22 protein-coding genes are annotated in these 22,441 nt (G+C 27.5%); 9 read left to right on the top strand and 13 right to left on the bottom strand.

Translation table 11 applies throughout. The features are described from left to right. Positions 1-47: 47 nt before the first annotated feature. On the bottom strand, positions 48-926 hold the full coding sequence (gene thrB / locus CQA44_RS01110; protein WP_115545434.1) for a homoserine kinase: 879 nt from the start codon (positions 924-926) through the stop codon (positions 48-50). A gap of 139 nt (positions 927-1,065) precedes the next feature. Here thrB and serB point away from each other — a divergent pair, with 139 nt between their 5' ends. Continuing rightward, positions 1,066-1,686, top strand: a complete 621-nt coding sequence (serB, locus tag CQA44_RS01105) for a phosphoserine phosphatase SerB (protein ID WP_115545433.1) — start codon at positions 1,066-1,068, stop codon at positions 1,684-1,686. Positions 1,687-1,696: 10 nt separating this feature from the next. Then, entirely contained in the window at positions 1,697-2,647 is a 951-nt protein-coding gene (locus CQA44_RS01100; protein ID WP_115545432.1) for a transaldolase, read from the top strand. Positions 2,648-2,660: 13 nt separating this feature from the next. Here the strand turns inward: CQA44_RS01100 and yedE are convergent, their stop codons facing one another. The 6 genes from yedE to CQA44_RS01070 all read right to left on the bottom strand — a co-directional run bounded on the left by yedE (position 2,661) and on the right by CQA44_RS01070 (position 7,325). Next, positions 2,661-3,878, bottom strand: a complete 1,218-nt coding sequence (yedE, locus tag CQA44_RS01095) for a selenium metabolism membrane protein YedE/FdhT (RefSeq protein WP_115545431.1) — start codon at positions 3,876-3,878, stop codon at positions 2,661-2,663. Position 3,879: 1 nt separating this feature from the next. Next, positions 3,880-4,113, bottom strand: coding sequence for a sulfurtransferase-like selenium metabolism protein YedF (yedF, locus tag CQA44_RS01090; protein WP_115545430.1), 234 nt, complete (start codon positions 4,111-4,113; stop codon positions 3,880-3,882). 144 nt (positions 4,114-4,257) lie between these two features. Then, positions 4,258-5,046 carry a shikimate dehydrogenase gene (locus tag CQA44_RS01085; RefSeq protein ID WP_115545429.1) on the bottom strand — a complete coding sequence of 263 codons (789 nt, stop codon included), beginning with the start codon at positions 5,044-5,046 and terminating at the stop codon, positions 4,258-4,260. After that, entirely contained in the window at positions 5,043-5,612 is a 570-nt protein-coding gene (locus CQA44_RS01080) for an SH3 domain-containing protein (RefSeq protein ID WP_115545428.1), read from the bottom strand. The genes CQA44_RS01085 and CQA44_RS01080 overlap by 4 nt, the downstream gene beginning before the upstream one ends. Next, the gene (locus CQA44_RS01075; RefSeq protein WP_115545427.1) at positions 5,602-6,417 is read right to left on the bottom strand and encodes an ATP-binding protein; all 816 of its coding nucleotides are present in this window, start codon (positions 6,415-6,417) and stop codon (positions 5,602-5,604) included. The genes CQA44_RS01080 and CQA44_RS01075 overlap by 11 nt, the downstream gene beginning before the upstream one ends. Before the next feature lie 200 nt (positions 6,418-6,617). Next, a complete protein-coding gene (locus tag CQA44_RS01070) occupies positions 6,618-7,325 on the bottom strand; it encodes a YebC/PmpR family DNA-binding transcriptional regulator (RefSeq protein ID WP_115545426.1) in 708 nt (235 codons plus the stop codon). A 115-nt stretch (positions 7,326-7,440) separates the two neighbouring features. On the opposite strand from CQA44_RS01070, the gene CQA44_RS01065 reads away from it, so the two are divergent. The 4 genes from CQA44_RS01065 to CQA44_RS01050 all read left to right on the top strand — a co-directional run bounded on the left by CQA44_RS01065 (position 7,441) and on the right by CQA44_RS01050 (position 13,149). Next, positions 7,441-8,043 (top strand): hypothetical protein, encoded by a 603-nt coding sequence (locus CQA44_RS01065; RefSeq protein WP_115545425.1) that lies wholly within the window; start codon positions 7,441-7,443, stop codon positions 8,041-8,043. A gap of 67 nt (positions 8,044-8,110) precedes the next feature. Next, the gene (locus CQA44_RS01060) at positions 8,111-10,123 is read left to right on the top strand and encodes a flagellar hook-length control protein FliK (RefSeq protein WP_115545424.1); all 2,013 of its coding nucleotides are present in this window, start codon (positions 8,111-8,113) and stop codon (positions 10,121-10,123) included. Between the two features lie 10 nt (positions 10,124-10,133). Then, the gene (gene flgD / locus CQA44_RS01055) at positions 10,134-10,967 is read left to right on the top strand and encodes a flagellar hook assembly protein FlgD (RefSeq protein ID WP_181881731.1); all 834 of its coding nucleotides are present in this window, start codon (positions 10,134-10,136) and stop codon (positions 10,965-10,967) included. A 10-nt stretch (positions 10,968-10,977) separates the two neighbouring features. Continuing rightward, entirely contained in the window at positions 10,978-13,149 is a 2,172-nt protein-coding gene (locus CQA44_RS01050) for a flagellar hook-basal body complex protein (RefSeq protein ID WP_115545422.1), read from the top strand. Positions 13,150-13,195: 46 nt separating this feature from the next. On the opposite strand, the gene CQA44_RS01045 is transcribed toward CQA44_RS01050, so the two are convergent. The 3 genes from CQA44_RS01045 to CQA44_RS12450 form a co-directional block, all read right to left on the bottom strand. Beyond that, on the bottom strand, positions 13,196-13,939 hold the full coding sequence (locus tag CQA44_RS01045; protein ID WP_115545421.1) for a hypothetical protein: 744 nt from the start codon (positions 13,937-13,939) through the stop codon (positions 13,196-13,198). A 58-nt stretch (positions 13,940-13,997) separates the two neighbouring features. After that, positions 13,998-15,854: a molecular chaperone HtpG gene (gene htpG / locus CQA44_RS01040; RefSeq protein WP_408941367.1), complete on the bottom strand. Its 1,857-nt coding sequence runs from the start codon at positions 15,852-15,854 to the stop codon at positions 13,998-14,000. 85 nt (positions 15,855-15,939) lie between these two features. Then, on the bottom strand, positions 15,940-16,113 hold the full coding sequence (locus tag CQA44_RS12450; protein WP_181881730.1) for a hypothetical protein: 174 nt from the start codon (positions 16,111-16,113) through the stop codon (positions 15,940-15,942). Between the two features lie 166 nt (positions 16,114-16,279). Between CQA44_RS12450 and CQA44_RS01035 the strand changes: the two genes are divergently transcribed. After that, positions 16,280-16,510, top strand: coding sequence for a DNA-binding transcriptional regulator (locus CQA44_RS01035; RefSeq protein ID WP_115545419.1), 231 nt, complete (start codon positions 16,280-16,282; stop codon positions 16,508-16,510). A gap of 72 nt (positions 16,511-16,582) precedes the next feature. On the opposite strand, the gene CQA44_RS01030 is transcribed toward CQA44_RS01035, so the two are convergent. From CQA44_RS01030 to exbB, 3 genes are read right to left on the bottom strand one after another with little or no spacing between them, the layout of a single operon-like run. Further along, entirely contained in the window at positions 16,583-17,272 is a 690-nt protein-coding gene (locus CQA44_RS01030; RefSeq protein WP_115545418.1) for an energy transducer TonB, read from the bottom strand. After that, positions 17,235-17,618 carry a TonB system transport protein ExbD gene (gene exbD / locus CQA44_RS01025; protein WP_115545417.1) on the bottom strand — a complete coding sequence of 128 codons (384 nt, stop codon included), beginning with the start codon at positions 17,616-17,618 and terminating at the stop codon, positions 17,235-17,237. The genes CQA44_RS01030 and exbD overlap by 38 nt, the downstream gene beginning before the upstream one ends. Further along, positions 17,605-18,033 (bottom strand): TonB-system energizer ExbB, encoded by a 429-nt coding sequence (exbB, locus tag CQA44_RS01020; RefSeq protein WP_115545416.1) that lies wholly within the window; start codon positions 18,031-18,033, stop codon positions 17,605-17,607. The genes exbD and exbB overlap by 14 nt, the downstream gene beginning before the upstream one ends. A gap of 293 nt (positions 18,034-18,326) precedes the next feature. On the opposite strand from exbB, the gene CQA44_RS01015 reads away from it, so the two are divergent. Both CQA44_RS01015 and CQA44_RS01010 read left to right on the top strand, forming a co-directional pair. Then, a complete protein-coding gene (locus CQA44_RS01015) occupies positions 18,327-20,900 on the top strand; it encodes an ATP-dependent Clp protease ATP-binding subunit (protein WP_115545415.1) in 2,574 nt (857 codons plus the stop codon). 148 nt (positions 20,901-21,048) lie between these two features. Next, complete coding sequence (locus tag CQA44_RS01010) at positions 21,049-22,437, top strand: sodium-dependent transporter (protein ID WP_115545414.1); 1,389 nt, start codon at positions 21,049-21,051, stop codon at positions 22,435-22,437. Positions 22,438-22,441: the final 4 nt, after the last annotated feature.

The following is a 22,441-nucleotide window of genomic DNA, read 5'->3' as shown; positions in this document are numbered from 1 at the left end:
CTAATCTTTATCATTCTTTAATATTATACCAAAAACCCTAGATAATGTTATAAAATACTTATACCATTGTTATCAAAATCAAGCTCTAATACTCTAAAATCATAAAATTTTTTGCTTAAAGCTAGAGCTAGTTTGCTTGCATCATTTTTATAACAAATATTTAAGAATGTAGAGCCACTGCCAGATAATACACTCATTAATGCACCATTTTTAATGGCTTCTTTTTTGACATTGAATAAAATTGGTAAAAGAGACATTCTTTTGTCTTGATGTATTTTATCCTCTGATGCAAATTTTAACAGATTCCACTTTTTTTGTGCAAAAATTGAGCTAATCATTGATGAACGCGATATATTAAATATAGCATCATTTAATGATATTTGCTTTGGCAGAGTTTTTCTTGAATATTTAGTTGATATTGGTTTGTTTGGTATGACTATAACAGCTTTTATATCGGGTGGAATCTTAGTTTTAGTATAAAAAACTCTATTATTTTTTATCATTGTAGTATTAAATCCACCAATACAGGCTGGAGTTATATTATCTGGATGTTTTTCATACTTTAATGCTTTTTGTAAAATAACATCTTTTGTATATGGAATCTTTAATATCTCATAAGCACATACAATTGCTCCAACAATAACAGCAGAACTACTTCCAAGACCTCTTGAAATAGGGATATTGTTTTTTAAGTAAAAGCTAAAGTTGCTTTCTTCTCCGCTAAGTGATGTATAAATTTCTTTAAAAATTTTTATAAAGTTATTATCTTTTATTAATTTAGGGATTTTTTCTCCCTCGCCTTTTATTTTAATGCTTTGTAAGATAGAAGGCTTAACTATAAAATCATTATATAAACAAAGGGCTAACCCTAAGCTATCAAAGCCAGGTCCTAAGTTTGCACTTGTAGCTGGAATTCTTACTATCAATGTAACTCCTAAAATTTGCTTGCGTATTCTAGCTAATCTAAACTTACATTGCTTTTTATTTATTTAAAAATTACTTTTAAATTTGTTAATTTTATATAATCTAAAGATTATAATTTCATTAAAAATTATAAGGTTATTTATGAAATTAGCTGTATTTGACTTTGATTCTACACTTATGGATGGTGAAACAATAGATGAACTTGCAACTTTTTATGGTGTGTCAAATGAAGTAAGAAATATCACAATATTGGCAATGAGAGGGGAACTTGACTTTTATGAGAGCTTAAAAAGTAGGGTTGCTTTATTAAAAGGCATGAAAGAAAGTGATGCAATAATGGTATGTGAGAGTTTAAAACTAATTAAAGGTGCTAGAGAAATAGTTACAGAGCTTAAAAAAAGAGATTATAGAGTAGTTTGCTTTAGCGGTGGATTTAAGTTTGCCACTTCTCATTTTAGAGATATTTTGGGACTTGATGCAGATTTTAGTAATATACTTCATACAAAAGTAGGAATCTTAAGTGGTGAGGTTGGAGGAGAGATGATGTTTAGCGATTCTAAAGGTAAAATGCTTCTTACTTTGCAAAAATTATTAAAAGTTAGCAAAGAAGATACTATTGTAGTTGGAGATGGAGCAAATGATTTATCAATGTTTGCTTTTGCCTCTAAAAAGGTTGCATTTTGTGCTAAAGAAATTTTACAAAAAGAAGCAAATATTATAATTAATAATAAGGATTTAAGAGAGATTTTAAATTATATATAGGAGAGTTTATATGAGAGAATTAAGAAAAGAGGGCTTTAGTCTTTGGTGTGATTTTATACAGAGGGATTTTTTAAATACAACATTTAAAGTGCTAATTAAAAATGGAATAATTTATGGTGCTACAAGTAATCCTAGTATATTTGCAAATGCTATTCTAAAAAGCCATTTATATAAAAATGATATAAATAGACTTAAAGGAAGTATGGATTCCAAGAGTATTTATGAAAACCTTGCATTTAATGATATAGCAAATGCCGCAGAATCTCTTATGCCACTTTATCTACACAATAAAGATGATGGCTTTATTAGTATAGAAATTGACCCATTGTTAAGTAATGATGCAAGGGGGAGCATTGAGGAGGGGAAAAGAATATATAAAACTATCAATAAAGAAAATGTTATGATAAAAGTTCCTGCTACAAATGAAGGTTATGAAGTGATAAATGAATTAACAAAAGCAAATATAAATGTAAATGCTACACTTATATTTTCTACTACACAGGTAATAAAATGCTTAGAATCTGTTTATAAGAATACTAAGTCTAGAGTTGTAATTAGTATTTTTGTCTCAAGGTTTGATAGATATTTAGAAGATATTTATAAAGATAAGAATCCTACCCCAAAACTAGGAGTTTATAATGCAATGAAATGTGCAAAATTAATAAATGAGTTTAATTCTACAAACATTAGAGCTCTCTTTGCTTCAACAGGTGTGAAAGGTGATTTTATAAATCCAAATTATTATATAGAATCTTTGCTTCTTAAAAATACTATAAATACAGCTCCACTTGAAAGTATTGAGCAATTTATTAAAAATGGAGATAAGAAATTAAAAAATATAGAATCTAATTTAGATTTTTATTTAGTGCAGTATGATATAGAGGATATTTGTAAAAAATTATTTGAAAATGGAATAAATGCGTTTGTTAAAAGCTTTGAAGAAATGCTTAGAGCAATATAGAGTGCTTGCTAAATTAGCAAGCACATTTTATTGAGGTGGCTTTATTTAATACTTTTTTAGAATATAAAATTATTAAACATAACATCATTGTCAATAAAATATAATTTACTACAACTCCACCATAATTTCCAAATACTTCAAGCAAATTCATTTTAGGAAATGGAGTAGCTATGATGTTAGCATAATAATCCCAAGTCAGTGCTAATATAATTGTTCCTATAATATTGCCAATTCCTACAATCCAATAATGAACTTGCCCTTCTACTGCTCTATACATCCACCCACATTCACAACCTCCAGCTAAAACTATACCTAAACCAAATAAGAATCCCCCAATTGCTACATTTGGACCAATCCATACCATTTTAATACCATTGCCTAGCATAATATAGCTGAATGCACCAATACTAGATACCATCATACCTATAAAAATAGCCTTTGCCATTTCGCTTCTTCCTGTTAAAAATAAATCTCTAAATGCTGAGGTAAAACAAATTTGAGCCCTAGATATTAAAAATCCAAAGCAAAGTCCAAATGATAGTGCAAGCCCAAGTAGCACAATAGGCTTTTTACCTTGAGTGCCTGTAAAGCTTAAGTATATTACCCAAATAATGCAAAGTGCAAAAATAATGCTTCCTAAGCAAAAAAGATATTTTTCTCTTTTTGTGTTTTTATTTAGTCTTATTGCTGTATTCGTTTTAACAAGAGTTGCTTTTGATTGTAGAAATGGTAATGCCACAATTTTAGAGCCTAGATATATTCCAACTATCATAAATACTACAAAAACCCAAGTATGAATTGAAAAATAAGGTAGTCCTGTAAAAAAGTTTGCTAAATTGCAACCCATAGCAAGTCTTGCACCAAATCCACTTAAGATTCCACCAATTAATGCTTGAGCGATTCTAATGTTTGAAGCAGGCATTCTTAACCTTACATTATTTGCCCAAAGTGCTGCGATAAAGCAACCAAGAAACATTCCAATTAGCATAATTCCGTCATTTCTACTTAAAGGCGTGCCACTTAAGTTTGTAATTTTATAATATTCATATTTGCTTAAATCCATTCCAAATAACTCTAAAAATTCGCCACCCCACCTAGTCATTTCACCTGTTACAGCCCATACACTTCCAAAAAAACCAAAATAATAAGTAGATAATATTGCAAGGGCAATAACTGCTGGAAATGGTTTGTAAAATTTAATTAAATATTTATCTTTAAATTCATTCCACATTTTACTTCCTAATTAAAAATATAAGTATAGGACCATCTTGTTCTACTCTAAGAACTTCATATCCGTGATTTTTTGCATCTAGTGGTATATTATTTACACTCTGCGGACAATCACTAATAACTTCTAATATCTCACCATTTTGTAACTGCTTTAATGCTTCTAATGTTTTTAAAGCAGGATAAGGACAAGATTCTCCTTTTACATCAAGCGTATAATTTGGGATTATTTCATTCATAGCTATCCTTTTTTAAATTAATTTAATTTACATAAAGATTAACTAGATTTTAAAATTTGCAATGAAGAAAAATAACATAATGAAGAAAATCTAAATGTAATATTCAAAACCTTGAATCTAATGCTTGAAATTATACTATAAAATTTAATTATTTATTATTTTATAAGCTTTTTGCATAATATAAGAGATTTCATTATATGGCATTTCTAAAAATATACTTGATGCCTCTATTGCTTGATATAAAAGCATTTTGCTTCCATCTATGGATTTTATATTGCATTTTTTAGCAAGCTCTAAGAATTCACATTTTTTTCCATACATCAAGTCAAAAGCAAGTTTTGCATTATAAAATAGCTTAATTAGAGTATTTTTTTCTAAAGGAAGTTCATTATTTATTGAAGATGAGGTTGCATTGATTATTAAGTCATAATTTGAGATATTAAAATTATTTGTGCTAAGAGAAAAAAAATTATGTTTTTTAAAAAATTCTAGTTTTTCAGGGCTTCTATTTATTATAGTAGTTTCTATATTATTTTCTCTTAAAATAAAGGCAATAGCCTTTGCGCTACCTCCTGCACCTATAATTAGAGCATTTTTAATGTTTTCATTTTCTATATTTTTAAAAAAGCCCATTGCATCAGTATTATAACCAATTAGCTTATTATCTTTTTTTACTATGGTGTTTATTGCATTAACTTTTTCTGCTAATGGGTTAAGATCATCACAAAATTTAATTAATTCTTCTTTGAATGGAAGTGTAATATTTGCCCCATTAAACCCATAATTAAAAAATATGTCTCTAAAATTTTTGCTAGATTTTAAATGAAATCTAACATATCTAGCATCAATTTTTAGGGCATTAAAGACATAGTTATGCAAGAAAGGTGATTTTGAGTGAATTATTGGATTACCAAATACGCTATATATTCTCATCTTTCTTTTATAAGTCTAAGCAATATATATCCACCATTTTCTAATTTTGCCCAAGTGGAATCGGTATTTACGATACTAATGATTGCTCCTTTTTTAAATCTTTTTATAATATCAGAATTAACATCTGGTTTAGATCTAATATTTGCAAAACTAACATCTACTATATAATCCTTTGGATAAATATTAGAATCTAGAGATACATCTTTATTATTTATCATGGAATTTTGAGAATCTTGCATAGGGTTTAAATAAGTATTTTGTGTAGAATTTTTATCATTATTTTCTATTATATGAATATGTTCTATCATATCAATAGGCTCTTTTAGCTCGTCATTTAATGTTTTATTTACTTCTTTATTTTCTAGCTCTTTGGGAGGTTGTGTTTTATTTAAAGTATTTTGTGTAATGTGTTGGTTAGAAACTTCTTTTTTGCCTATGTTAAAAGCAAATAATTTTGATTCTTTATGAGAATTATTATCTGCAATAATTATTACAATTAAATATATTAATATTCCTATTATTACTATTCCAAGATATGTTAAAGATATCTTATAGCTACTTCGCATCCAAACTCCCAAGCTCTATAGCAGCCATTTCTATATATTTTTTAGGTATTTCTCCTTTGCTAAATATAGTAGGCTCAATATTGTAATAATATTCACAAATATCAAATAGTAAAAAACACATTCTAGTTAATAATCTAAGGTTTCCATCAGTTTGTTTAAAGATAAATTTATAATGGCTATCTTTAAATATCCTTGATATTGCCTCCAAGTTAGCTTTATTTAACTTTTGAGTAATAAAAAGTCTTACATTTTTTATATCTAATTGATTTATTACAACTTTATCCCAAATTCTGGAAGTAAAGTAGCTTTCATTTAAAACTTCTTTGTGCTTTAGTGCGTGAGTTACAAGAATAAATCTAAATACCCTACAATCAGATAGCATTCTAATAACTTCAAGTTCTTTATCTCCATATAATTGCACTTCGTCAATTATTATTACAGGGCTTAAATCGTTTTTTGGTAGGTTTTCAGAAAAACTTTTAAAAAACTCATCTCTTGTCATATTTTTATTTATTTTTATCTGAGGGAGAAATTTTAAATGAAGTTGAGCTAAGAATCCATTTAATGATAAAAATGGAAAAAGTTGTATATGTAGCGTTTCTTTAGGTATATTTTTTTCTAGCTGTTTTATTAGGTAGCTTTTACCAACGCCGGGTTTTCCTGTTAGAATTACAATTTGAAATGGAACTTTATTAATTAGTTGTTCTATTCTATGTCTTGCAGAAATATTTATATCCAAATCGATATAATCCATTTCATCCGCCTTTTCTAAAAAGACATTTTTAGCTTCGCTAAATGGATTCATTCATTTAAACCTGTATTCAAATTTAAGTCGCATTATATCGTAAATAAGGATAAGTATTGCTAAAAGTGTATAAAATTGTAATTTAACCAATTAAACTCCTAAATTTCACATTTAAAGATATATTTATTTAAGATAATTTTTAATCAAATATAGTGTATTAAAATAGACAAGCAAAAATAATTCCACTTTTGATTTGATATTTATGCAAGGTTTGTCCAAACATTTTGCACATCATCATCATCTTCTATTTTGTCAAGTAATTTTTCCAATTCAGCTATCTGCGCTTCACTTAATTCTATCGGTGAAGTTGGTATTTGCTTTAGATTAGAGCTAATAATTTCTAAATTTAATTTTTTAATGCCATTACTAAGATTCCCAAAATCCTTATAATCAGCATATATATACACTCTTTTGTCATCTTGTTCTATATTCTCTAATCCAAAATCTATTAGCTCTAACTCCACCTCTTCTATATTCAAATTGTCGCTTATAGCTATTTCAAATACAGCTTTTTTATTAAACATAAATTCCAATGAGCCATTTGGTATAATTTGTGCGTTATATTTATTGCAATAACTCTTTAAATTAGCAATTGTGCGAACAGCATTATCGCTAGCACAATCAATAATCATCATCACACCAAATTGAGCTTTTGCCTCATAACTAATTTCATTTAATTCAGAATCCTTTCCACCTGCTCTTTTTATCGCTGCTTCTATATTATCTTTTGGAAGGTTTTGTGCTTTAGCATTTAGTATTGCTGATCTAAGTTTTGCGTTGCTTTCAGGATCTGTGCCACCATCTTTTGCTGCAATAGTTATTGCTTTTGCTAGCTTTGGAAATAGTTTTGACATTTTATCCCATCGTTTTTCTTTACTAGCACGTCTATATTCAAATGCTCTACCCATTTTTATACCTTTTATTTAAAAGTTTGAAAAATTAGTTTTAGAATTATAGTTACAAATAATTAATTTTTAATTTTTTTTGGCGATTTTGAATGAAATTTATATGGAGATATTTTAAATGAAAAGGATTTTGTTATTAGCTATAAGTGTTTTTGCTTTTGCATTTGGTGCATCTCAAACCAATACTACAATAGGTTATTCTTATGTTAGATTAGATAAAGCTAGTTATCAAGCAATAGAAGTTGGCACTTCAGTTGTTGCCATAGCTAAGAAAGGTTTTGTGCGACCTTATGGAGGTGCAGAAGTGTCTGTTCCAATATTTTTTGACACAAGTGGAAGTAATCAGCCAGAATATAGTGCAAAAGGCACAGGTTATGGAGTTGCATTACAAGTTCCTTTAATATTTGGTATTGATATAGGAGGATTTTATATACAAGCTATGGCAGGTTATAATATAAGCTGGCTTAATGATGCTTTAAAAAAAATTCCTTCAGGAGCACAAATAGGTGCTATAAAAGATGCTAAAACTTCTACTATATCTCACGGATATATTTATGGTGCTGGCATAGGCTTTAATTTTAGTTCTAATTTTACAATAGGAGTGCGCTATATTCGTGGTTCTATGAATAATAAGGTAGATAATAATCTAGATGAAGGAGTCATTCCAAAATATAAAACAAATTATGAGAAATTTATGGCTTTAATTGGATATAAATTTTAAAATATAATTAGGGTTTCGTGGAATAAAATTTGCTTTAAAACTTTGATAAATTTTATATGAGGTATTTATGCAGGCAGTTAATGACATACCAAGCCCTAGTATTGCTACTAAAAATAGTATTTCTTCTAAGGATTCTAAAAAGAATTCTAAGGTAGATTTCGCAAGCTTTATGCAAAATCTTGGCAAAACAATACCAAATAAATCAAATAATAAAGAAGTAAATTTAAATAAAAATATTAAGAATACTACTAATATTAAAAATACTAATATCAAACAAGATTTAGCACTTTCAGATATTTTGGCTACTAAAGCATTAAATAGCACAAATAATATAAGCAAAGAAGATAAAACTTCAATAGATTATATTAAAAATCCAGATATTAAAAATCCAATTGATGAACTTTTAAAAAATCCTACCAAAAATCCTATGCAAAATATTAAAGAAATAAAAGAAAATGATATACAAAGAACAAACTATGGTTTAGATTCCTCAAATACTATAAAAAAAGTAGATTTTAAAAAAAAAGAAGAAAGCTTAGAAAATAAATCAATAAAGGCATTACCTCCTAAGGAAGTTAATTTAAATAATATAGTTAATTCAAGTAATATATTAGATAGCTTAGATTCTCCTAATGAGCAAAAACCTAAAAATCAAATTAAAAATAATACACAAGATAGAGATGAGTCTAAGGAAATACATTTATCACAAATATCACAACCAAATAAAGCAAAAGATGATGTTATTAAAGATGATATAAAATCTAACTTCTTGAAAAATAATGTCTTAGAATCTAAACCTAGTGAAATTAAACCTAATACACAAGATAGAGATAATAATATAAAACAAGATGATGATTCTAAAGATAGTAAAGAGAGCTTAATAGATAATTCTTCAGATTTAGGCAATAGTAATATTATAAATAAGGATAATGCTAATAAAAGTGATGATAAAAATAATACAAATATAGGAATTAAAAATACTTTAAAATATGGTGCTTTTAGTGCTTTTGATGCAATATCTTTATTAAAACCAAGTGATGGCAAAAAACTTAGTGATTTAATAAAAAAGGCAGATGAATTATCACTAAATTTAGAAAAGATTAAATACCAAAAAATAGAAAAACCAAATACCATAAATATTGATAATAAAGATTCTAAAATACCTACTAATACACAACTTCAGCCTTCATTACCCATAATAGAATCTAAAGATACAAAAATAGATAATTTATTAAATGATAATCAAAAAGGAGTATTGCAAGAGCCATTGAAGGAAGTATTAAAAGAAAATCAAAACACAAAAGGAACGCAAAAAGAAATTTTAAAAGAAACTCCAAAAGATAGTCAAAAAGATTTTAAAGATTCTTCACAAAAGGAGCCATCAAAAGAGCTTCCAAAGGAAAATCCAAAAGATATAACAAAAGAATCTAAGTCAAATATTCAAGATTATTTATCAAAACAATCAATAGAATCAAAAGACCCTAAGCCTATAAAAGAAGAAGTTATTAAAGAAAATACTGATATAAAGCCAGTTAGTCTAAAACAAGAATATAAAAAACAAGTAGATGAGCCTAAAAATACAAAAAATGAGTCAAATAATATCCCTATTAATCAAACAAACTTAGCAGAATTTAATAATATTAAAAATGATCAAAATAGGATTTTTGATGCAAAAGAAACTATTAGGAGTTTTGTTGGTAACCTAAAACAAGAGATAATGAACTCTAAACCCCCAATTTCTAAAATAACTTTAGAACTTACTCCCGCAAATTTAGGCAGTGTAGAGGTTAGCATAATTCATCAAGGTAAAAATATACAAGTTCAATTAAATTCAAATCAAAATACATTAAATTTATTTATACAAAATCAAAGTGATTTAAGAGCTGCCCTAAATCAAATAGGCTACGAAAATATAACAATGAGTTTTTCAAATGGTTCGCAAATGGGTTTTAGTGATGGCAATGGTAAGTGGAATTATTATTCTAACAATGATAAAATGAATAATTTTAGGAATGAAAATAGCTTAGAAAGTGAGAATGCTAATAATTTTGAAATTACAATAATAAATAATTATGCTTGAAGGGACAAAAATGGAAGGAATCGTAGAAAAAACTAAAGAGCCAATTAATCTAAATGAAGTAACAGGCTATAATAAAGCACAAAAAGATAAAAAAAAGCCAGATACAAATAAGCTTGATAATACCGCTTTTATGAAGTTATTTTTAGAGCAATTGAAAAATCAAGATCCAACTGCACCAATGGAAACTGATAAAATTATTACACAAACTGCACAATTGACACAGGTTGAAATGCAAGAGCAAACAAAACAAACTATGATTGAAGTAGCTGAAGCAATGAAAAGCACAAAAGCTACTAATGAGGAGCTAAAAAATTTACAAACCGGCATGAAAACCACACTAGAAGCATTATTAACAGTATTAAATAATGAAAATAATATAAAATCCCCTCTAAAATTAGAGTCTAACACTAATAATGGTTTAGATATGATAGGTAAAATTGCAGAGACAAACATAAATGGGGTAAATATAAAAGAGAATGAACCAATAGATTTCGAGCTTTATTTTGATGAGCCAATAGATATTACAAAAGGGATTCCAAAATTATTAGTATTTAATGAAAATAAGGAATTAGTAAGGAGTATTGATATTAGTTCTTATGTGGGTAAAAGTGGGTATTTGAATTTTAGGTGGGATACTAAGAATGATGCAATGGAAAGTCTTCCTAGCGGGGCTTATAGTATTATTGCAAACTATAATTTTAATAGTGATGGAAGCTATAATATTGCTCGTATTGGTAGGGGTGAGGTGCAGAGCATAGTGTTTAATGAAGGTGTGCCAAACCTTAGAATGGGTGAATTAGTTATTCCAATTAGTGATGCAGTAGAGTTTTATTTGAAAAAATAAGGAGATATAGATGAATTCTACTTTATTTAATGGTTATAGTGGGATTAAAACACATCAATTTGGTTTAGATTCTGTATCAAATAATATTGCAAATATTAATACAACAGGTTATCGTGCTAATAATCCCGAATTTAAAAGTTTATTTTCAAATGCACTTAATTCTGTAAATCCCAATTCCCCTGTTTCAAGTGATATGAATTATGGTTCAACTGTGGCTTCAAACTCAATATCAAATAATGATGGGAATTATAAAGAAAGTGATGAAGAGTTTAGTATAGCTTATGCAGGAAAAGGGTGGTTTGTTGTAGGTGATAATGAAAATAATTCATTTAATGCTACTGATGTATCTAATGGGCTTTATTTTACTAGAGATGGTTCTTTTAGTAGAGATGCACAAGGTTATGTTGTAAATTCTGCTGGATATTATATGTTAGGCGTTGATTTAGGAAAAATTAAAGATGGAGTTTTTATAAGCGATACTTCAAATGATGAGGCAAATCTTGCAACAGGTGAGATAAAGCCAATTCAAATACCACAAAATTTACACTATGGACCAACACAAAGCACAAATGTTAATTTAGCCCTTAATTTAAATAGTAATCAAGGTGAGATTAATACTTATAAATTATTTTTGGATAGCAATGGCAAGATAAATGAAGAAAAGCTTTTAAATCAAGATATTAACTCATTAATAATTGATAATGAAAATATCAATGCTAGTGCTTATAATAATGCTGTAATAAAAATTACTAAAAATAATGAGACTAAAGAATATAATTTTAATTATGGGGATTTTAGAACAATTGGTGAGTTAAAACAACTCATAAAAGAGCAAAGTGGGCTTGATTTAGACTTTGCAAGAGATATTAATGGAGATATTAATAAGAATTTAATTTTAGAATTAAAAAGTCCTGCATTAGATGAGTTAGAAGTCAGTTTAGAGGGAAAATTATTTGACAAGCTTGGTTTAAAGGGCGATAAGAAATTATTTAACTTAAATATTCAAAATTTTAATACAAGTAAAAATTATAATGTTAATGACTTAGTAAAGCTTAATGGAGCAGTTTTTAAGAGGGTAGAATCTGCAGGCAATTCTTCGCCCTTAGATGATAGTAATTTTTGGCAAATGGTAGATTCTAGTTCTGTTAGAGAGTGGAATGAAGATGGAAATTATAATATAAATGATTTAGTAAAATTTGATAATAAGATTTATCAAAAGTTAAGTGAAGTAAATTCAGCTCCTACAAGCGCAGATTGGAAGCTTATTGATGATAATAAAACATTAGAGATAACACAATTTAATAGTAGCGAAAATTATCCTAAAAATTCATTTGTGTATTTTAATAATCGTATATATCAAAAAATAAGTGATGAGACTAGCATAAGTCCTGATGATACTCTAAATTGGAAGATAGTAGATGGAGAGAAATTTTTAAGTGATAAGATAAATATTGCAAACTATAAAACTACAATCGATGTGTTTGATGATAAGGGTGATAAAATGGTTATTATTTCAGAGTTTGTTTTAAATAATAACTCTCCAACTAATCAAATTTGGAATGTTAAAAGTGGAATTTATGATAAAAATGGTGAAAATTTAATAGGTGATTTAGTGGAGCATACTATTTCATTTGATGGAAACGGTAAAGTTAATGCAGAACCTGTTGAGTTAAAATATGGCGATAAGAGCATACAATATAATATCGCAGGTAGCAATAGTAAATCTAGTAGCAATTTTTCTTATATAGATTCTTCTTTGCTTGATAGCTCTAAAGATGGGACACAAAAAGGAGAATTGGTGAATGTTGGAATAGATAATAATGGTGTGATAAACCTTTCTTTTTCTAATGGAATCACTGAAAAAATGGGTAGAGTGGGGATTGTGGCATTTGTAAATGACAAAGGTTTGCAAAAAATTGGTGGAAACCTTTTTGAAATGGCAAGTATTAGTGTAGATGGTGAAGATACTACTCCTGCAAGTGGCAAACCTATACTTGGGTGGGATGAGAGTGGTAACTTACGTTTTGGTCAAGTATTATATAAATATTTAGAAACTAGTAATGTTAATCCTGCAGATGCAATGACTGATTTAATAGTGTTTCAAAGAGGCTATTCTATGAATGCAAAAGCTTTCACAACAGGAGATGATTTAATAAAAGAAGCTATAAATTTAAAGAGATAACTCAATATTTATATAGAATCTAGCTTTTTAAAAAAGCTAGATATAATTATTTTGCTTCATATATAAAAGGGACACCTCTAATAACACCACTTTTAAATAATGATTCTGTCGTATTTTTTACTTTAGTAGTATCAATATTTGATGGTGCTTTAAAATTATTAGAGAATACTTCTTTTAATTTATTTAGTTTGTCTTTCTCATTCATTTTACTATTAATATTATCCATTGCATAAGAGGCTTTTTTGAGTGAATCTTCACCTAATATCCCAACCATTACTATATTTACATTATGAGTTTTTAACTTTTCATCAATATTCCTAAACTCTTCTTTGCAATATCCGCAATTTGGGTCTGCTACTATGAAATAAGTTTTTGGATTCTTTGCTTTTGAATTTAGAGTTATGTATTGCTCTGGTTTTAGCCCATCTATTAGTTTTCCTGCAGCCATTTGCTGGCTATTTTCATTATGAGACATTGCTTCAGCACTTGCCTTTGCAATTATGTCTTCATCTGCTTTTTCTGATGCAAAAAACATATTTGATAACCCAATTATCATTTTTCCATCTTTTGTTGCAAACATAGGAATTCTTTGTGCATTATCAATTATCTCAACAATAACAAATTTTAAATCTTTAGTTGCTTTTAAATCATTTGTGCTAATTATTTTTACTTTTGTTTGTGTTTCTTTTTCTATAAGGCTAGTTAGGTTATCATCAAAGCTAGCAGCATTAATATATCCAAAAAATAAAGCTAGCAATATTAAAGCTAGAGCATTTTTCTTTGTAGTCATAAATTTATCCTTAAAATTGATTTAGGCTAATATTTTAGCCTTTTAAAATAAAATAAAGCTAAATATTAGATTCTATTAGTTTATTTAGCCTTGAGATGAAATTATTTGCATTTTCTATACTTCCTTTTTCAAGAAGCTTTGCACTATCAAATAGAAGGCATATTAAATCCTCCATTTTATTTTTATCACTAAGTGATTTTATTTTTTTAATTATAATGTGATTTGGGTTTAGCTCAAAATTAGGTGCTTCCTCTTTGTATTCTTGCCCCATTTGTCGCATTAAATTTTCCATCATAGGATTACTCTCTTTTGATACTACACATACAGGAGAGTTAGTAAGCCTATTTGATAACTTTACTTCTCCTACTTTAGAATCTAGTATTTTTTTTACTTCATCTAAGAAAGAAGAATATTCTTTTTTTATCTCTTCGCTTATCTCTTCGCTTATCTCTTCGCTTATATTTTTAAATTTTAATCCCTCAAACTCACCTACACTAGGCATAACAAAGCTGTCAATCTCATCATTTAAAAGTAATACTTCAATGTCATCTTGTATATATTTTTCAAGCAGAGGAGAGCTCTTTAATAATTCTAAATCATTGCCTAAAGCATAATAAATATTACCATTTTTTGCATTTTGTTTATATGTTTGAAGTGATACAAATTCACCTTTTGTGCTGCTAAATCTACATAAATTTAGTAATTTATCTTTATTTTCAAAGTCGCTATAAAGCCCCTCTTTTATTAATTTTCCAAATTCATTGTAAAAGATTTTATATTTTTCTTCATCTTTTGATATTTTTTCAATTTCAGCTAGTATTTTCTTTACAGAAGCACTTTTAATATTGGCTAGAATCTTATTTTGTTGTAAAATCTCACGGCTTACATTAAGAGGTAAATCTTCACTATCAATTATACCTCTAACAAATCTTAAATATTGAGGCAATAATTCTTTATCATTATCTGTTATAAAAACTCTCTTTACATAGAGTTTTATTCCACTTTGATAATCTACACGGAAAAGGTCAAATGGAGCTTTTGAAGGGATAAAGAAAAGTGTAGTATATTCTAAACTTCCTTCAACCTTATTATGAATATAGCTAAGTGGCTTTGAATTATCATGACTAAAGCTTTGATAAAATTCTATATAATCTTCTTCTTTTAATTCGTTTTTTGAAATTTTCCATAAAGCCTTTGCTTTATTAATTTGTTCGCTTTTGTGTTCTATTTCTTTTTTATCATCTTCCCCTTTCTTTTCATCATAATTTAAAATAATAGGGAATGCAATGTGGTCAGAATATTTTTTTACTAAAGATTCTATCCTCCATTTATTTGCAAATTCCTTAGAATCTTCTTTTAAATAAAGTTCTATTTTTGTTCCAAAATTATCTTTTACACATTCTTTAATCTCATACTCTCCTTTTCCATCGCTAATCCATACAAATGCTTTTTTGTTGTTTGCTTTAAGTGAAGTAACTATTACTTTATCTGCTACCATAAAACTAGAATAGAAACCAACTCCAAATTGTCCAATTAAAGCAGAATCCTTTTTTTTATCACCACTTAGAGAGTTTAGAAAATTTTTTGTTCCACTTTTTGCGATAGTTCCTAGATTATCAATTAAGTCTTTTTCACTCATTCCAATACCATTATCTTCAATGCTTAAAATCCCTTTTTCTTCATTAAAATCAATGCTAATTTTGGGCTTAAATTCAATACTTTTAAATTTATCATCACTTAGTGTTAAGTAATTTAGTTTATCTAGCGCATCTGAAGCGTTTGATATAAGCTCTCGTAAAAAGATTTCCTTGTTTGAATACAAAGAATGAATCATTAAATCTAATAATTGATTAATTTCAGTTTGAAATGTATGTTTCATATTTTGCTCCTTAAAAAAATTTGGCAAATATATCATAATATTGATAAAAAGTCCATAAGTTTATATTAATACTATAAACTTACTTATGCATATTGGTATAAACTTAGTTTAAAATTTTAGTTTAGTTTGCTTTGTTTATAAAATTTGAAACATTACCTTTATTTAAATCTTTAATAATCTGCAATTGTATATTCTTTAGTTCTAGTGCTAAAGCTTTTAGCTGATAGAACTCATCTTTTTTGTTTTTATCCTCAATAATTTTACTTTTTGTTTTGTTGTTTGTTGTATTCTGCATAATTGACCTTTAAATAAATCATAAAAGTAAGATGCAAATTATAACAATTATAATATTAAACTTAGATTAAAATATAATATTTTTATTATATATTTTATTTAAAATATACTCTTAATATTATATTTTAAATATTAATTAAGGAATATTTTTTGCTATATAAAAATTTATGGAGCATTTAAATCAAAGAGAGTTAAAAGTATTGTTATCAAAAGCAAATCTAAGTAAGAAAGAATTTGCTAAAATGGTTGGTATAAGCCAACAAAGTGTAAATAATTGGGGGTCTAGTAAGAATGTGCCTTATTGGGTAAAGAGTTATTTGCAGAATTATATAAAACTGAAACAATATGAAGATATTAGAGAAAAAATTGAAGAGCTTGGAATCTTCAATCAAATATAATTAATATTTTAAATTTCTCTTAATTTTTACTTAAACATTAACCATAAAAACATAATTCTATTTACTACATTTTTAGGTTAAATTATAGCTTAGTGTTAATTTTACTTTTACATCTTTATTTGGTTTAGGGTATTCTTTATAAGTTTGTTTTATTGTTTTCATAGCATCCTCGTTTAAAAATTTATGACTGCCTTCAATTATCTTTATATCCCTTACTTCACCATTTGATAATAAAATGAATTCTAGCTTAATATTACCTTTTAACTGCCTAACTATTGCCATTCTAGGATAAACTCTATTGCTATTAATAATATCTAATATTGTTTTATATAGAGAATTATCATTGCCTAGTATTTCTATGGTATCGCTTAGGTTAGAGCTTGAAGCTAATGTAGAATTTATATTAGAATTAGTCTCATTAGGCAATACTTTGTCAGATATTTTGCTATTTTCTTCTTCTATATCTTGAAAAGTGTCGTTTATCGGATTCTCATCTACTATTTTTTCAATTTCTTTTTTTGTTTTCTTTTTCTTTCTATGTTTTTTTTCTGGTTTGCTTTTAGTAGCACTGATTTGTGTGCCATTTATATTATTTAAACTAATTGAAATTGCCTTGCTTTGCATACTAGTTATTTTTTCATCTTTTATATTAATAAATAGAAACGCAAATAAACTACTATGTAGCACAAAAGAGATTATAAAGCCTATTTTTAATGGAGATATTTTATTTTTTAATTTTAGCTTGGATTGTAAAGTTTTCATGCCCTTTCTCCTTTAAAATATCAAGTATTTCTATAAATGATTGAAACTTTGCATCACTATCACTTGCTAGTTCTACTAGAATCTCTTTATCTAAATTCATAATTTTATTTTTTACTTCATCTATACTAGTTTCTTTGTCATCAATATAGAATTTATTTTCTTTATCTAGTATGATTGATAGCTTTTTGTTATTTTCTACTTTGCTAGCAGAGCTAGATTGCGGAATATTTATTTTTATTTGTCCTTGCGATATGAAAGTAGCTGCACTTAATACAATAGCTAATAAAACTAGCATAATGTCAATAAATGGGACAATGTTTAGACCCTCTTTTCTAGGTAGTCTCATAAGTTCTCCTAAACTTATTTATAAGCACATCAATTTTCCTTAAAAAAGCGTTATAGATAATTAGTGTAGGAATTGCTACTACAAGCCCTAAAGCAGTAGCTTTTAATGCTAGAGAAAGTCCCACCATAATGTCTTTTACATCCATGTTACCACTAACCCCCATGTCATAGAATGTAATCATAATTCCAATTACAGTTCCAAGTAGTCCAACATAAGGTGCATTTGAGTATATTATGTATAATGTAGTTAGATTTTTTGTTATTTCTTCTTCAAATTCATCTATATTTTTAAAATTAGCAAAATCAAGTCTTTTATAGAATATTAGTCTCTCTATACTAAACCACACTACAAGAAAACTCATAAAGCCAAGAATGATAAAAATAACTAAATCTATATATTCTTTTAAAAGCTCCATTCAACCCCCTAAAGTAAAAATACATCTAAAAACTTTGAAGAATATGGGTTATAATTAAAATAAATAATAAAATCCATTCTCATTTTTTAGATTGCGGAATTCTAGTATTTCAAAATTTAAAAAATATTTAAATTATAAAAAAGATTTTTCTTAATATTATTTATTTTATTTAAGTATTTTAACTAGTTATTTTATTTCAAAAATTGACAATAATAGACTAAAGTTATATAATACCAATATATATAATATTTATTATAATACTTATATTAAGTTTGAATTTTATGGAGGCTTTAATGAATGTATTTGAAAGATTAACAAATCAATTTAAAGAGATGCTAGATTCTGGTATTTCTTTAGCACTAAATTATAAGAATCAAGAGGTTGATGTAGGACATTTTATATATGCTTTGGCTCTTAATTCTAATTCTGTATTAAATACTGCACTTAACTCATTAAATATCAATAAAGAATCTTTATTTTTAGAGCTAAGAAGCTTAGTTGAGAATTACCCAAAAAGCTCTAATGTTAGTAAAGATAATATTTCAATTTCAAAAAATTTGCTAGATAGTATAAATGAAGCTTATGGTTATGCTACAAGTATTGGTGATAGTTTTATTTCATTAGATTCTTGGCTTATTGTAAATTTACCCAAAAATAGCATTCTAAATAGTATTTTTAAAAAATATATAGATATTGCTGAATTTAAAAAGACCTTGGAATCTATGCGTGGAGGTGTAAAAATAGATTCTGCTAATAGTGATGAGAATTTAGAGAGTTTAGATAAGTTTGGACTAGATTTGACTAAAAAGGCACTAGAAGGTAAGCTAGACCCAGTGATAGGAAGAGATGAGGAAATTACTAGAATGATGCAAATTCTAATTCGCAAAACAAAGAATAATCCAATTCTTTTAGGAGAACCCGGCGTTGGTAAAACAGCTGTTGTGGAAGGATTAGCACAAAGGATTGTTAAAAAAGATGTCCCATTATCACTTCAGAATAAAAGATTAATTGCACTTGATATGACTGCTTTAGTTGCTGGTGCAAAATATAGAGGTGAGTTTGAAGATAGACTAAAAGCCGTAGTAAATGAAGTGAAAAAGAGTGGAGATATTATTTTATTTATTGATGAAATTCATACCATAGTTGGTGCTGGTGCTGCAGAGGGTTCAATGGATGCTGCAAATATCTTAAAACCTGCACTTGCAAGGGGTGAAATGCACACCATAGGTGCTACAACTCTAAAAGAATATAGAAAGTATTTTGAAAAAGATATGGCTTTACAAAGGAGATTTCAGCCTATAAATTTAGATGAACCAAATCAAAATGAAGCATTGCACATGTTAAGAGGCATTAAAGAAAAGTTAGAAACGCATCACAATGTAAGTATATTAGATTCTGCTCTTGTTGCAGCTGTAAAGTTATCATCTAGATATATTGTTGATAGATTTTTACCAGACAAAGCAATAGATTTAATAGATGAGGCTGCAAGTGAAATTCGTATGCAAATAGAATCTTCTCCAGCAGAGCTTTTAGCTACAAAAAGGCTTATAGCAAATTTAGAGGTAGAAAAAGAAGCTCTCAATTTAGAAGGAAATAAAAATAAAGAAAGATTAGAAGAAATTAGCAGGGAATTAGCCTCTGCAAAAGAGAAATTATCAAATCTAGAGGCACAATTCCAAAATGAAAAAGCAATTTTTAATGAAATTGCAGAAATTAAAAATGAAATTGATTCTCTAAAAACAAAATCCCAAATTGCAAAGCAAAATGGAGAGTTTAATAAAGCTGCAGAGATTGATTATGGAAAGATTCCAGAGCTAGAGTCCAAAAATAAAGAGTTAGATTTAAAATGGGAGAATATGACAAAAGAGGGCACTTTGCTTAAAAACTCTGTTACAGAAGAAAGCATTGCAGAAGTAGTTTCTAAATGGAGCAAGATTCCTGTTCAAAAAATGCTCTCGAGTGATAAAGAAAAGTTTCTAAATATTAAGCAAGATTTACAAAAAAGTGTAATTGGGCAAGATGAGGCACTAGATACAATATCAAAGTCAATTAAAAGGAATAAAGCTGGACTTGGAGCACAGAATCGTCCTATTGGAAGTTTTCTTTTTCTAGGTCCAACAGGTGTTGGTAAAACTCAATCTGCAAAAAGTTTAGCTAATTTTTTATTTGATAGTGATAGAAATTTAATTAGGATTGATATGAGTGAGTATATGGAAAAACATTCCATTAGTAGATTGGTTGGAGCTCCTCCTGGATATGTTGGCTATGAAGAAGGTGGTCAGCTAAGTGAGGCAGTTAGGAGAAAACCATATAGTGTGGTGCTTTTTGATGAGATTGAAAAGGCTCACCCAGATGTTTTTAATATTTTACTCCAAGTATTAGATGATGGTAGATTGACGGATAATAAAGGCATAGTGATTGATTTTAGAAATACAATTATTATTCTAACAAGCAATATTGCTAGTGATAAAATTATGGAAATAAGAGACAAGCTAGAGCTAAAGAATGCTGTAAATAACGAGTTAAAGAGGTATTTTAAACCAGAGTTTTTAAACCGTCTTGATGATATAGTGATTTTTAATCCTTTAGGTAAAAATGAGATTTTAAGTATTGTCGATATTATGTTTGATGATATTAAAAATAAAGCGGCACAAAGGAATATCAAAATTTCAATAAGCAAAGAAGCAAAAGAATTAATCGCAGATATTGGATTTGATGTAACATTTGGTGCAAGACCGTTAAAGAGAGCATTACAAGAAAAGATTGAAGATTTATTAAGCGATATGATTTTAAGAGATGAGGCAGGGGAAGATTCTAGTGTTAGATTTGAAGTAAGAGATAATAATATAATTGGATTGGTTGAATAAAGCCTTTTAAAACAAATTTAATATTAAATATTTAGTTTTTATTAGAATTAATTTATTTATTAAGGTTTAGTTTGATAAATTAAACATAAAGCATAAATATATTAGTATTTATTTTTGCTTTATACAATTTAAATTAATGGAATATATTATGAATAATTTTACAAAATTAGGTTTTATTTTAGCTACATTAGGTAGTTCTATTGGATTAGGACATATTTGGAGATTCCCATATATGACAGGAGAATCTGGTGGTAGTGCATTTGTTATTATGTATGTAATTTTAACGCTTTTTATTGGTATTCCTATATTAGTAGCAAAGATGGTTATCGGTAATAAAACACAAAAAAATGTTGTTTCAGCTTTTAACGAATTAGACACTACATCAAAGAAGCATTGGAAAAAAGCAGGTATTATGATTATTGGTGGCCCTTTAATCCTTACTTATTACGCTGTAATACTTGGTTGGGTTTTTTATTATTGCTTTGTAGTTAGTTTTAATCTTCCTCAAACACCAGAAGAAGCACAAAACCTCCATAATAATCTTGTAGGAAATAACTTAATTGCTTGTTTAATCTCTTTTGCAATATGTATATTTTTTACAGGGTATATAGTATCAAAGGGTGTAAAAAATGGATTGGAAAAATATAATTTTATTTTAATGCCATTACTTTTTATTATTTTTATAGGATTGTTTTTTTATGCCTTAAGTATGCCTAAATTTTCTGATGCAGTTGAGTTCTTATTTAAATTTGATATTAGTAAGATTACTCCTAGTGTTTTAATTTTAGCTTTATCACAAGTATTTTTTTCACTCTCACTTGGTGTAGGAACTATTATTACTTATAGTTCATCTGCTAAAAAAGGTGAGAATTTGCTATCAAGTGCTACTTGGATAGCATTATCTGGAATTATAATTTCTCTAATTGCTGGGTTAATTATTTTTACACTTCTTTTTGAGCAAGGATATAAGGCTTCTCAAGGACCTGGAATGTTATTTGTATCATTACCTTTAGTTTTTGGTAGTATGTCTTATGGTTGGGTTATATCATTTTTATTTTTTGCAGCAGTATTGTTTGCAGGAATTACTTCTACCATATCAATTTTAGAACCTCCTGTAGCATACCTAACACATAATTATAATATTAGCAGACGAAAGGCATCTTATTTTATTTGCATTGCTATATTTTTAGTTGGTATCTTTGTTATTTTATCACTTAGTGTCCCTTATGGCAAATATCTTACATTTTTTGATAAATCATTTTTAGAATGGATGGATTTTATAACAGCGGCTATTGTAATGCCTTTGGGAGCATTTTTTGCATTATTGTTTTTATCATTTGGAATTCAAAAGCAAAAGATTTATAAATTTGTTAGAAATTTTATGAGTAGAAAATTATTTAATGCTTGGTATATAATCATTAAGTATATTGCTCCATTAGTTATTATATTAGTATTAGTTGTGAAGTTTATAGATACATTTGTCCCAAAAGCAGAACAAAGTAAATCTGAAAATACAATTCAGCAAAGCCAAGAGTAGTATC

The sequence above is a fragment of the Helicobacter sp. MIT 14-3879 genome (genome assembly GCF_003364125.1).
The sequence above is the reverse complement of the archived record's forward strand: the minus strand, read 5'-3'. Positions and strand labels throughout refer to the sequence as shown.